This is a genomic window from Pseudomonas sp. PICF6 (assembly GCF_009831705.1).
Lineage (GTDB): Bacteria > Pseudomonadota > Gammaproteobacteria > Pseudomonadales > Pseudomonadaceae > Aquipseudomonas > Aquipseudomonas rhizophila.
Window position 1 is genome coordinate 18263 of the sequence record NZ_WUUD01000002.1, and the last position, 13050, is coordinate 31312.

12 protein-coding genes are annotated in these 13050 nt (G+C 61.2%); 6 read left to right on the plus strand and 6 right to left on the minus strand.

Annotated features, from left to right (window positions below):
* The first annotated feature begins 65 nt into the window (after window positions 1-65).
* Entirely contained in the window at window positions 66-1379 is a 1314-nt protein-coding gene (locus tag GSM73_RS01200; protein WP_160891372.1) for an FAD-binding oxidoreductase, read from the plus strand.
* A gap of 113 nt (window positions 1380-1492) precedes the next feature.
* On the opposite strand, the gene GSM73_RS01205 is transcribed toward GSM73_RS01200, so the two are convergent.
* Window positions 1493-1738, minus strand: a complete 246-nt coding sequence (locus tag GSM73_RS01205; RefSeq protein WP_047226155.1) for a DUF1127 domain-containing protein — start codon at window positions 1736-1738, stop codon at window positions 1493-1495.
* A gap of 179 nt (window positions 1739-1917) precedes the next feature.
* On the opposite strand from GSM73_RS01205, the gene GSM73_RS01210 reads away from it, so the two are divergent.
* Entirely contained in the window at window positions 1918-3351 is a 1434-nt protein-coding gene (locus GSM73_RS01210) for a PLP-dependent aminotransferase family protein (RefSeq protein WP_047226156.1), read from the plus strand.
* 61 nt (window positions 3352-3412) lie between these two features.
* Complete coding sequence (locus GSM73_RS01215) at window positions 3413-4978, plus strand: phospholipase D family protein (protein ID WP_047226157.1); 1566 nt, start codon at window positions 3413-3415, stop codon at window positions 4976-4978.
* A gap of 40 nt (window positions 4979-5018) precedes the next feature.
* Here the strand turns inward: GSM73_RS01215 and GSM73_RS01220 are convergent, their stop codons facing one another.
* Both GSM73_RS01220 and GSM73_RS01225 read right to left on the minus strand, forming a co-directional pair.
* Entirely contained in the window at window positions 5019-6161 is a 1143-nt protein-coding gene (locus GSM73_RS01220) for an MFS transporter (protein WP_047226158.1), read from the minus strand.
* A 187-nt stretch (window positions 6162-6348) separates the two neighbouring features.
* Window positions 6349-7842 (minus strand): aldehyde dehydrogenase, encoded by a 1494-nt coding sequence (locus GSM73_RS01225; protein WP_107321363.1) that lies wholly within the window; start codon window positions 7840-7842, stop codon window positions 6349-6351.
* A 232-nt stretch (window positions 7843-8074) separates the two neighbouring features.
* Between GSM73_RS01225 and GSM73_RS01230 the strand changes: the two genes are divergently transcribed.
* Complete coding sequence (locus tag GSM73_RS01230) at window positions 8075-8437, plus strand: cupin domain-containing protein (protein ID WP_076383089.1); 363 nt, start codon at window positions 8075-8077, stop codon at window positions 8435-8437.
* 204 nt (window positions 8438-8641) lie between these two features.
* Here the strand turns inward: GSM73_RS01230 and rpmG are convergent, their stop codons facing one another.
* Window positions 8642-8797 carry a 50S ribosomal protein L33 gene (gene rpmG / locus GSM73_RS01235; protein ID WP_003177274.1) on the minus strand — a complete coding sequence of 52 codons (156 nt, stop codon included), beginning with the start codon at window positions 8795-8797 and terminating at the stop codon, window positions 8642-8644.
* Between the two features lie 11 nt (window positions 8798-8808).
* Complete coding sequence (gene rpmB, locus GSM73_RS01240; RefSeq protein ID WP_003229474.1) at window positions 8809-9042, minus strand: 50S ribosomal protein L28; 234 nt, start codon at window positions 9040-9042, stop codon at window positions 8809-8811.
* A gap of 436 nt (window positions 9043-9478) precedes the next feature.
* On the opposite strand from rpmB, the gene GSM73_RS01245 reads away from it, so the two are divergent.
* Window positions 9479-11065 (plus strand): ABC transporter substrate-binding protein, encoded by a 1587-nt coding sequence (locus GSM73_RS01245; protein WP_076383090.1) that lies wholly within the window; start codon window positions 9479-9481, stop codon window positions 11063-11065.
* Window positions 11066-11200: 135 nt separating this feature from the next.
* Here GSM73_RS01245 and radC read toward each other — a convergent pair whose 3' ends face one another.
* Window positions 11201-11875, minus strand: coding sequence for a DNA repair protein RadC (gene radC / locus GSM73_RS01250; protein ID WP_047226162.1), 675 nt, complete (start codon window positions 11873-11875; stop codon window positions 11201-11203).
* Between the two features lie 145 nt (window positions 11876-12020).
* Here radC and coaBC point away from each other — a divergent pair.
* Window positions 12021-13050, plus strand: a 1030-nt coding sequence (coaBC, locus tag GSM73_RS01255) for a bifunctional phosphopantothenoylcysteine decarboxylase/phosphopantothenate--cysteine ligase CoaBC (RefSeq protein WP_160891500.1), incomplete at its 3' end; no start/stop codon positions are given.

Consider the following 13050-nt stretch of genomic DNA (forward strand, 5'->3'; position numbering starts at 1 on the left):
CCATGGACGAATCCCCGGCTTATGCTCCGTAAAATTTCTCAAACACAATAATCAGGATTACGCACATGAACGCCCGTGTTCAGCAACCTGTCCCGAGCCATTCGCACGCCGCCTCTTACTACGCCGCCAGCAGCTTGCCGCAACCGGATCATCCGCTGCTGCAGGGCGAGCTGGTGGCGGATGTCTGCGTGGTAGGCGGTGGGTTCTCGGGGTTGAACACAGCGATCGAACTGGCCGAGCGCGGCATGAGCGTAGTGCTGCTGGAAGCGCACAAGATCGGCTGGGGGGCCAGCGGGCGCAACGGCGGTCAACTGATTCGCGGCGTCGGTCATGGCCTTGATCAGTTCGCCCCGGTCATCGGTGCCGACGGCGTACGCCAGATGAAGCTCATGGGTCTTGAGGCGGTGGAAATCGTCCGTCAACGGGTCGAGCGCTTTCAGATCCACTGCGACCTCACCTGGGGTTATTGCGACCTCGCCAACAAGCCAGGCGACCTGGAAGGTTTCGCTGAGGACGCTGAAGAGCTGCGCAGCTTGGGGTATCGCCATCAGACCCGGCTGCTGCAAGCCCACGAAATGCACAGTGTGGTGGGTTCGGATCGCTACGTCGGCGGCCTGATCGACATGGGCTCGGGCCATTTGCATCCGCTGAACCTGGCCTTGGGCGAAGCCTGCGCCGCGCAGCAACTGGGGGTCCGGCTGTTCGAACAATCGGCGGTCACGCGCATTGATTACGGCCCGGAAGTGAAGGTGCACACCCAACAGGGTGCGGTCCGGGCCAAGACCCTGGTGCTGGGCTGCAACGCCTACCTCAATGGGCTCAACCCGGAACTCAGCGGCAAAGTGCTGCCCGCCGGCAGCTACATCATCGCCACTGAACCTTTGAGCGAGGCTCAGGCCCAGGCGTTGTTGCCGCAGAACATGGCGGTCTGTGATCAACGGGTGGCGCTGGATTACTACCGGCTTTCCGCGGATCGACGCTTACTGTTCGGCGGAGCCTGCCATTACTCGGGTCGTGACCCGCAAGACATTGGCGCGTACATGCGTCCGAAAATGCTCAAGGTGTTCCCGCAACTGGCGCAGGTGAAAATCGACTTTCAATGGGGCGGGATGATCGGCATCGGCGCCAACCGCTTGCCGCAGATCGGTCGACTCAAGGATCAGCCCAACGTGTACTACGCCCAGGCCTACTCCGGCCACGGAGTGAATGCCACGCACCTGGCCGGCAAGCTGTTGGCCGAAGCCATCAGTGGGCAACAGAGTGGTGGTTTCGATCTTTTCGCCCAGGTGCCGCACATGACCTTCCCGGGCGGAAAGCATCTGCGCTCGCCACTGTTGGCACTGGGGATGCTGTGGCATCGGTTGAAAGAGTTGGTTTGAAGCGCCCAGCGCTACTGGTGACGCTATCGCGGGCACGCCTTGCTCGCACAGATTGAAAGAGGGCTGTAAGAGCAAGGCATGCCCGCGATAGCAGTTTCAGGCCCGGTACCGCTTCAAAGCCGCCAGAACGGCTTCAAGCCCTCCTCCCGCGCCTGCTCTCGGCTCAGCCCGATATCACGCAACTGTTCGGGTGTGAGCTCCAACAAGGCCTTGCGTGTATGCAGACGACGCCAGAACAGGGCCCAGCGGCTCAGGCTGGACGGGGCACTGTGCAACATCGCATTGCGTAGCTCCTTTTCCTGCCCCGCCGCCAGTTCCTGGCTGTGTAACGTCAGCCGCACATCGCTCAAGCCGTTCATTTTGATCGCTCCTGTTTACTTGGGTAGCCAGAGCTTTCATGATGCGCGGACGGCCAGAATCAATACAGATTCAAACAATGTGTTTTCCATGCATACAGATTGCGGCTTTTCGACACTGAATTGTCTTTTTCCGCCGCAACTGTATTGGTTACCGTTGTCCACTTCATCGAGAGCGCGCCATGACCCTTTATGTGAACCTCGCCGAATTGCTCGGCACCCGCATCGAACAGGGCTTCTACCGTCCCGGCGACCGGCTGCCGTCAGTGCGCGCGCTGAGCATGGAGCACGGTGTCAGCCTGAGTACGGTGCAGCAGGCCTATCGCGTGCTGGAGGACAGCGGGCTGGCGATGCCAAAACCCAAATCAGGGTATTTCGTACCGGCCAGCCGTGAACTGCCGGACCTGCCGGTAGTGGGTCGCCCAGCCCAACGACCGGTGGACATCTCCCAATGGGACCAAGTGCTGGAGCTGATACGCTCGGTACCACGCAAAGACGTGGTGCAACTGGGCCGAGGCATGCCGGATATCAACTCGCCGACCATGAAACCGCTGTTGCGCAGCCTGGCGCAGATCAGCCGCCGGCAAGACATGCCGGGCCTGTATTACGACAACATCTACGGCAACCTCGCGCTGCGCGAACAGATCGCTCGCCTGTCGCTGGACTCGGGTTGCAAACTGGGAGCCGGCGACCTGATCGTCACCACGGGCTGTCACGAAGCGCTGTCGGTCAGCATCCGCGCCACCTGTGAACAAGGCGATATCGTCGCGGTGGACTCCCCCAGCTTTCACGGCGCCATGCAAACCCTCAAGGGCCTGGGCATGAAGGCCCTGGAAATCCCCACCGATCCACTGACCGGCATCAGCCTGGAGGCCCTGGAGCTGGCGCTGGAACAGTGGCCCATCAAGGCCATACAGTTGACGCCCAGTTGTAACAACCCGCTAGGCTACATCATGCCCGAGGCCAACAAACGCGCGTTGCTGACCTTGGCGCAGCGCTTCGACGTGGCGATTATCGAGGACGATGTGTATGGGGAACTGGCCTACACCTACCCGCGCCCCCGCACGATCAAATCCTTCGACGACGATGGCCGCGTCCTACTCTGCAGTTCTTTTTCCAAGACACTGGCACCGGGTTTGCGAGTGGGCTGGGTCGCACCCGGCCGCTATCTGGAACGGGTGCTGCACATGAAATACATCAGCACCGGCTCCACCGCACCGCAACCGCAGATAGCCATTGCGGAGTTTCTCAAGGGCGGGCACTTCGAACCGCATTTGCGGCGGATGCGCAGCCAATACCAACGCAATCGCGACGTCATGATCGACTGGGTCAGCCGCTATTTTCCAGCGGGTACTCGCGCCAGCCGCCCGCGCGGCAGCTTTATGCTCTGGGTCGAACTCCCCGAAGGCTTCGATACACTCAAGCTTAATCGGGTCCTGCATGACCAGGGCGTGCAGGTGGCGGTCGGCAGCATATTTTCCGCCTCGGGCAAGTACCGCAATTGCCTGCGCATGAACTACGCTGCCAAACCAACGGCACAGATCGAGGACGCCGTCCGCAAGGTCGGCGCCGCGGCCATTGCGTTGTTGAACGAAACCCGACTCGACGCCGTCTGAGCTTTACTCAGGGAAGCAGCACCCACAAGCCGATCAACGCAAACAAGCGGAACGAGCCTACGTGAGACCCAGACCCATCCTGCCTGTGCTCCTGCTAGTCGCCTCGCTGCTGGGCGGCTGTGCCAGTTTTGACATCACCCGCGAACCTTCCCAGGCGCTCCCGGCAACCGAATCTTCGTTCGGACGCTCGGTACAGGCCCAGGCCGCTCCACACGAGGGACGCTCGGGTTTCCGCCTGCTATCTGACAGTACCGACGCCTTCTCCGCCCGGGCCGAGTTGATCCGCAACGCCCAAAGCAGCCTGGATTTGCAGTACTACATCGTTCATGACGGCATCAGCACGCGAATGCTGGTGGATGAATTGCTCAAAGCCGCCGACCGCGGCGTACGCGTGCGCATCCTGCTGGATGACACCACCAGCGATGGCCAGGATCAGATCATCGCGACCCTCGCCGCTCATCCGCGGATCCAGATACGCCTGTTCAACCCACTTCATCTGGGGCGCGCCACCGGGGTAACCCGCAGCCTCGGGCGGCTGCTCAACCTCTCATTGCAACACCGGCGCATGCACAACAAGCTCTGGCTGGCGGACAACAGCATGGCCATCGTCGGCGGTCGCAATCTGGGGGATGAATATTTCGACGCCGAACCCAACCTGAACTTCACCGACATCGACCTGCTTGGCGTTGGGCCGGTGGCCGAACAATTGGGGCACAGCTTCGACCAATACTGGAACAGCGCCCTGAGCAAACCCATCGAACAATTCCTGTCCCGTCGGCCAACCCCCAAGGATCTGGCCAACAGCCGCCTACGCCTGCAAGAGTCACTGGAGCAGACGCACAAGGAAAATCACGCGCTTTACCAGCAGTTGACCTCCTACCGGACCCAACCGCGCCTGGACATCTGGCGCAGGCAATTGATCTGGGCCTGGAACCAGGCGCTGTGGGATGCACCCAGCAAAGTACTGGCCAGGGATGAGCCTGACCCGCAGTTGTTGCTGACCACGCAATTGGGCCCGGAGCTGACGGGGGTCAGTGAAGAACTGATCATGATTTCGGCCTACTTTGTACCCGGCCAGCCAGGGTTGGTCTACCTGACCAGCCGCGCCGATGCCGGAGTGGCGGTGAGTCTTTTGACCAACTCCCTGGAGGCCACCGACGTACCGGCGGTGCACGGCGGTTACGCGCCGTATCGCAGGGCTTTGCTGCAACATGGGGTGCGGCTGTACGAATTGCGTCGCCAGCCCGGGGACACGGGTGGCAGCCCCCATTTGTTCTACAGCAAGTCCTACGGCGAATCGGACTCCAGCCTGCATAGCAAGGCGATCATCTTCGACCGGAAGAAATCCTTCATCGGCTCGTTCAATTTCGATCCGCGTTCAGTGCTGTGGAACACCGAAGTGGGGGTCTTGGTCGACAGTCCCGAACTCGCCGGCCAAGTGCGCGAACTGGCCTTGCAGGGCATGGCACCGGCCCTGAGTTACCAGGCCCGCCTGAAGGACGGGAAGCTGATATGGACCACCGAAGACAACGGCCAACTGCATGACCTGGACCGCGAACCCGGCAGTTGGTGGCGCCGCTTCAACGCCTGGTTCGCCACCACCGTTGGGCTGGAGCGAATGCTGTAGAAGCCCCGGGTTCAGCACGTTTCCCAAGGCTTCACTTTGTTCAGGCAGGTTGCGTGGCGCCAAACGCCCCTTGGCGCAACAACAGAACCACCAAGCCGAACGCTCCCGCGGCCATGAACAAGGGCAGCGCATGCCCACTGATCCATTGACTGCCCGCCCCCGCCGCCAGTGGGCCAATCAGGCAACCGATCCCCCACAACTGGGCAATATGGGCGTTGGCCCGCACCAGTGCATCGTCGCGATAACGCTCGCCGATCAGGATCAGTGACAAGGTGAACAACCCGCCTGCGCTGGCGCCAAACAGCACCCACAGTGGCCAGATCAGCAAGGTATCGATCAGCAGTGGAACCGCCAGGCTCGACAGCATCAGCGCCACCGCACAGCCAGTGAACAACGACCGGCGCGACAGGCGGTCCGCAAGAGCGCCAATGGGCAACTGCAACAAGGCATCACCGACCACTACCGTGCTGACCATCGCCAGCGCAATGTCGGCGCTGAAGCCCTGACGCAAACAGTAAACCGGCAGCAGAGTCAGGATCATTGCCTCGAACGCCGCGAACAACGACACCGCCCAGGCGATTGCCGGCAACCCACGACAAAACGCCCATAGATCCTTGAAAGTGACGCTGCAGGCTTCACTGCTGGGCGCACCGCTGCGTCCCAGCAACAGCAACGGCGAAACCAGCAAAAGACCGACACCCACCCAAAAGCCATAATCGTGATCAGTCCCCAGCGCACCCAGCAGCAACGGACCAGACAACTGACTCAGGGCGTAACTGCTGCCGTACAACGCCACCAACCGTCCGCGCCATTGTTCGATCACCAGTTGGTTGATCCAGCTTTCACCCAGAATGAACACCAGGGTCAGGACGACGCCGATCATCAGCCGCAGCACCAACCAGACCGGATAGCTGGGCAACAGCGCCAGCAACCCGATGGACACCGCCCCACCCCACAAGCACAAGCGCATCAACGCCGCCGTGCCGAACCGCGCCGCAAGCCGACTCGACACCTTGGCCCCGACCAGCACCCCAACGGCCGGCATGGCGGCCATCACCCCGATGGCAAACGAACCATAACCCCAGCCTTCCAGACGCAGCGACACCAGCGGCATGCTCACGCCCAGCGCCAAGCCGACACTCAGGACAGATGCCAACACGGCGAAATAGGTCGCCCAACGCATTTCCACGCTCCTGTGGATAGTTATCGATTTTCAGGCCCCACAAAACACTGTGGGAGCGAGCCTGCTCGCGATAGCGGCGCAACATTCAACAGAGTCGTCGACTGTCACACCGCTATCGCGAGCAGGCTCGCTCCCACAGGGGACCAGCACTGCATGCAGCCCCGAACAGGATCCGGGGCCGCCCCTGTCAGAGCTTGATCCAGGTCGCCTTCAGCTCGGTGTACTTGTCGAACGCATGCAGCGACTTGTCGCGGCCGTTACCCGACTGCTTGAAGCCGCCGAACGGTGCGGTCATGTCGCCGCCGTCATACTGATTGACCCAAACGCTGCCAGCACGCAGCGCCTTGGCGGTCAGGTGAGCCTTGGAAATGTCCTTGGTCCATACCGCCGCGGCCAGGCCGTACGGCGTGTCATTGGCGATCTGGATGGCCTCCTCGGCGGTATCGAAAGCGATGACCGACAGCACCGGACCGAAAATCTCTTCCTGGGCGATTTTCATGGCGTTGCTCACCCCGTCGAAAATCGTCGGCTCGACATAGGTACCGCCGGTTTCTTCGAGGATCCGCTTGCCGCCGGCCACCAGCTTGGCGCCGTCGCTGTGACCGGCCTCAATGTAGGACAGCACGGTGTTCATCTGCTGGGTATCCACCAGGGCGCCGACATTGGTGGCCGGGTCCAGGGGGTTGCCAGGTTTCCAGCCCTTGAGCGCTTCAATCACCAGCGGCAGGAAGGTGTCCTTGATGGAACGCTCCACCAACAGTCGCGAGCCGGCGGTGCAGACTTCGCCCTGGTTGAAGGCAATGGCACTGGCGGCGGACTCGGCGGCGGCTTGCAGGTCCGGGGCATCGGCGAACACGATGTTCGGGCTCTTGCCGCCGGCTTCCAGCCAGACACGCTTCATGTTGGACTCGCCCGAGTAAACCATCAGTTGCTTGGCGATTTTGGTGGAACCGGTGAACACCAGGGTATCGACGTCCATGTGCAGGGCCAGGGCCTTGCCAACCGTGTGGCCGTAGCCCGGCAGCACGTTGAGCACGCCCTTGGGAATACCGGCCTCCACTGCCAATGCGGCAATGCGGATAGCGGTGAGCGGGGATTTTTCCGACGGCTTGAGCACCACCGAGTTACCGGTGGACAGCGCCGGGCCGAGCTTCCAGCAGGCCATCATCAGTGGGAAATTCCACGGCACGATAGCGCCTACGACGCCCACCGGTTCACGGGTCACCAGGCCCAACTGATCGTGGGGGGTCGCGGCCACTTCATCGTAAATCTTGTCGATGGCTTCACCGCTCCAGCTCAACGCTTGAGCTGCACCGGGAACATCGATATTCAAGGAGTCGCTGATCGGCTTGCCCATGTCCAGGGTTTCGAGCAGCGCCAGTTCTTCGGCGTTCTGCTTGAGCAGGCCGGCAAAGCGAATCATGGTCGCTTTACGCTTGCTCGGCGCCAGGCGCGACCAGACACCGGAGTTGAAGGTGGCGCGGGCGTTTTCGACGGCACGTTGGGCGTCGGCGACGTCGCAACTGGCGATCTTGCCCAGCACACGGCCATCCACCGGGCTGAGGCAGTCAAAGGTTTCGCCGGACACCGCATCGGTGTATTCGCCGTTGATGAAGGCACGGCCTTCGATGGTCAGGTCGCGGGCGCGTTGTTCCCAGTCGGCACGAGTCAGGGTGGTCATGCGAGTGTCCTCCTCTTATTGAGTACGAACGCCACGCGATGCGCAGCGCTCCACGAATTCTGCCCAGCCGGCCTGTTTTCGGCGCGGGGCACCCGCCACCCTAAACCAGCGGCTGGTAATGTTTCAATATATTTGACACAACACTGGCAAACGGCCTTGCGATGTTCGTTTTAATAAACATAGACTTTGGCTCTTCCAGCCATTCGCGCCGTCATTACCGGAGAATTGCCGCATGAGCATCCAGGACATCGTCGATTTCAGTCAGGCCAGTACCACCGCCGAACGCTATCGCCCGGACGCAGCCAAGGTACTCAAGGGTGATCCCGAACAAACGGTGTTCAACCACTACAGCAGCCCTTGCGGGCAAATGAATGCAGGCGTGTGGGAAGGCGCGGTCGGCCAGTGGACGGTCAACTACACCGAACATGAATACTGCGAGATCGTCCAGGGCGTTTCCGTGTTGCGGGACAATGATGGCAATGCCAAGACCCTGCGGGCCGGCGACCGCTTCGTGATCCCGGCGGGGTTCACGGGCACTTGGGAAGTGTTGGAGGCGTGCCGCAAGATTTATGTGGTGTTTGAACAGAAGGTTTGAGGATTTGCATCGTTAGACCTGGCCTCATCGCGAGCAGGCTCGCTCCCACATTGGCGTTGTGTAATGCCTGAGTTTCAGGCAAGCACAATGCCCTGTGGGAGCGAGCCTGCTCGCGATGAGGCCCCAATAGGCAACAAAAATCCGGCAACAAAAAAGGCCCGTATCTTGCAATACGGGCCTTTTTCGTAAGTAGGGAAAAATCAATTACTTGATTTTGCCTTCCTTGTAGATCACGTGCTTGCGAACAACCGGATCATATTTCTTGATCTCGATTTTGTCCGGGGTAGTACGCTTGTTCTTGTCGGTAGTGTAGAAGTGACCAGTACCGGCGCTCGAGATCAAACGAATCAATTCACGCATGATTAGCTCCCTTAAATCTTGCCATCGCGGCGAAGTTCGGCGAGCACGACACTGATGCCACGCTTGTCGATGATACGCATGCCTTTGGCAGATACGCGCAGACGCACAAAACGTTTCTCTTCTTCAACCCAGAAGCGGTGATGCTGCAGGTTCGGCAGGAAACGACGACGGGTTTTGTTGTTTGCGTGGGAAATGTTATTCCCAGTCACCGGACCCTTACCGGTAACTTGACAGACTCTCGACATGCCTCAGCCCTCTAAAACCACATGCCCAACCCGGCATGGGTTGGCCGCTTAATCTCTCAGTCATTTGGCGCCAGGCGCCGCGTTTCTTTAAGGGTCTTACCGGCTACACCTACAGTGAAGGAACCGGGCCCCTAGAAAAGAGCGCTGCTTTATACCAGAAAGACCACAGTGCAACAACTGCCGGTGTGATTTGTCTTCATTGGAAAGCGACGCGCAACGCCCCCGAACGGCGGGGGCACAGGCTGGCGCCGCCTTTGACCGCTCGTCGCTGCAGGCCGGTTTTTTTAACCGATGCCGAGCTTGAGCCGTGAATACAGCGTCGCAGGGTGCCGGAAAATTCAAAAAGGGGATAGTCATTTTCCAACGAGGCCACTAGGGTAGGTCTTTTCCAGACTGCACATGCAGATGGGCCTTCGACTTGCACAGGAAACCGACCATGCGCCTCGCTGCCCTCCCACTGTTGCTCGCCCCTCTGCTGATCAGCCCGCTGGCCCAGGCCGCCGCCCTGAGCGTTTGCACCGAGGCCAGCCCGGAAGGATTCGATGTCGTTCAGTACAATTCGCTGACCACCACCAACGCATCCGCCGACGTGCTGATGAATCGCCTGGTGGATTTCGACACCGCCAGCGGCAAGGTCATCCCCAGCCTCGCCGAGAGCTGGGAAGTCTCGTCCGATGGACTGACCTACGTGTTCAAGCTGCGCCCCCAGGTCAAATTCCACCGGACCGAATACTTCACGCCGCGCCGCGATCTGACCGCCGAGGACGTCAAGTTCAGCTTCGAACGCATGCTTGACCCGGCAAACCCTTGGCACAAAATCGCCCAGAGCGGTTTCCCCCACGCCCAGTCCATGCAGCTACCGAGCTTGATCAAGAAAATCGACGCGCTGGACCCGCTGACCGTGCGCTTCATCCTCGATCATGCGGATTCGACCTTCCTGGCCACCTTGAGCATGGGCTTTGCCTCCATCTATTCGGCCGAATACGCCGATCAGCTGATGAAAGCCGGCACGCCAGAAGCACTCAACAATCAGCCCATCGGCACAGGCCCGTTCATTTTCAACCGGTTCCAGAAAGACGCTTCGATTCGCTACAAGGCCAACCACGACTATTTCGCCGGCAAGCCCCAGGTGGATCCGCTGATCTTCGCCATCACGCCGGACGCGAACGTGCGCCTGCAAAAACTGCGGCGCAACGAATGCCAGATCGCCCTGTCACCCAAGCCGCAGGACGTCCAGGCCGCCAGGCAGGAGCCGACGTTGAAAGTGGCGCAGACCGACGCCTTCATGACCGCGTTCGTGGCGATCAACAGCCAGCACCCGCCCTTCGACAAGCCCGAGGTTCGACAAGCCGTCAACCTGGCCTTCGACAAGGCCAGCTACCTCAAGGCCGTTTTCGAGGGCACCGCCGAAGCGGCCAAGGGCCCCTACCCTCCGAACACCTGGAGCTACGCCAAAAACTTGCCCGGCTACGCCCATGACCCGGCCAAGGCCCGTGATCTTCTGGCCAGGGCCGGTTTGAAGGACGGCTTTCAGACCACCATCTGGACCCGCCCTTCCGGCAGCCTGCTGAACCCCAACCCCAGCCTGGGCGCGCAGCTGCTGCAGGCCGACCTGGCGCAGATCGGCATTCAGGCCGAGATCCGCGTGATCGAATGGGGCGAACTGATCCGTCGCGCCAAGGCCGGCGAACATGACTTGCTGTTCATGGGCTGGGCCGGTGACAACGGTGACCCGGACAACTTCCTCACGCCGCAGTTTTCCTGCGCGGCACTCAAGTCCGGCACCAACTTCGCCCGTTATTGCAACCCGGACCTGGATAAAGTGATCAGTGCCGGCAAAACCACCAGCGAGCAGGGCGTGCGCACCAAACTCTATGAGCAGGCCCAGGCGCAGATCCAGCAACAGGCCCTGTGGCTGCCCCTGGCGCACCCGACCGCGTTCGCCCTGACCCGCAAGGATGTGCAGGGTTACTCGGTCAGCCCGTTTGGGCGGCAGGATTACTCCAAGGTCAGTATCAAGTAACCACTGCCAGCCCCCCCTTGTGGGAGCAAAGCTTGCTCGCGATGACGTCGTTACATACAACACTTCTGTTGGCTGTAAAACCGCTATCGCGAGCAAGCTTTGCTCCCACAAGGGATTATTCAAGCCTGACCGTGGCTACATCCACCCATACTCCGCCATGGACAGCGGCTCACCATCGCCGACGATGAAGTGGTCGAGCACCCGCACATCGATCAACTCCAGTGCTTCCTGAAGCCGCTCAGTGAGTACCCGGTCGGCCTGGCTGGGCTCGGTGTTGCCGGAGGGGTGGTTGTGGCACAGGATCAACGCTGCGGCGTTATGGGCCAGGGCGCGCTTGACCACCTGCCGGGGATAGACACTCGCACTGTCGATGGAACCGCGAAACAGCGCCTCATACGCCAGCACCCGATGCCGGGAATCGAGGAACAGACATCCAAACACTTCATGAGGCTCGTGACGCAACATGGCCTTGAGGTAGTCCCGCACGGCCAGCGGACTCTCCAGCACCGATTCCCGCCGCAAATTTTCGGCCAGATGCCGACGCCCCATCTCCAGCACGGCCTGCAACTGCGCGAATTTCGCCGGGCCCAGCCCCAGATGTGCGTTGAAGGTACGCAGATCAGCCTCGAGCAAAACCCGCAGGCCACCAAATTGATGCAGCAGATGTCGCGCCAGGTCCACGGCGCTTTTACCCGACACACCCGTGCGCAAGAAAATCGCTAAAAGCTCGGCGTCCGAAAGACTCGCCGATCCCAACTCCAGTAACCTCTCCCGTGGCCGCTCGGCCACCGGCCAGTCGCGAATACTCATAGCATCTCCCTGATTGTGGGCGCCGCTGTTCCGTAGCGGTCGCTGTGATATCGTAGCCCATCTTTTTTGCAGGCGATTTGCACCCAGGCAGGCTGCTGCCGTGGGGTTCGTCCTGCACTGACCATTGAAATCGAAAGGCAGGCCTATGCAGCGGCTGTATCGGAAACGCATCGTTCTGGGCGTCGGCGGCGGCATTGCCGCCTACAAGAGCGCCGAGCTGGTCCGCAGGCTTATCGACCAGGGCGCGGAAGTACGGGTCGTCATGACTCGCGGCGGCAGTGAATTCATCACCCCGCTGACCATGCAGGCCCTGTCCGGGCACCCGGTCCACCTGGATCTGCTCGACCCGGCGGCCGAAGCCGCCATGGGTCATATCGAACTGGCCAAGTGGGCCGACCTGGTGCTGATCGCCCCAGCCACGGCCGACCTGATCGCCCGCCTGGCCCAAGGCATCGCCGATGATTTGCTGACCACCCTGGTGCTCGCCACCGACGCCGTGGTTGCCCTCGCGCCAGCCATGAACCAGGCCATGTGGCGCGATCCGGCCACCCAGGCCAATCTGCAATTGCTCCAAAGCCGCGACCTGAAAGTCTTTGGCCCGGCTTCCGGCAGCCAGGCCTGCGGCGATGTCGGCATGGGACGCATGCTCGAAGCCAACGACCTGGCCCAGTGCGCCGCCGACTGCTTCCAGCGCCAGGCACTGACCGGCAAGCATGTGCTGATCACCGCCGGACCGACCCAGGAAAACATCGACCCGGTGCGCTACATCACCAACCACAGCTCCGGGAAAATGGGCTTCGCCCTGGCCGAAGCCGCCGTGGAAGCCGGCGCCCGGGTCACGCTGATCACCGGCCCCGTGCATTTGCCGACCCCTGATCGGGTGACCCGCATCGACGTGGTCAGCGCCCGGGACATGCTGGCGGCCTGCGAAGCGGCTATCCCGTGCGACCTGTTCATCGCCTCGGCGGCGGTGGCGGACTACCGCCCCGAAGTAGTCGCCCCGCAAAAACTTAAGAAAGACCCTACGAGCGGCGACGGCCTGCTACTACAAATGGTGCGCAACCCGGACATCCTCGCGACCATCGCCACCCGCCCGGACCGTCCATTCAGTGTCGGCTTCGCCGCCGAAACCGAGCACCTGCTCGACTACGCCGCGCGCAAGCTCAAGGACAAGA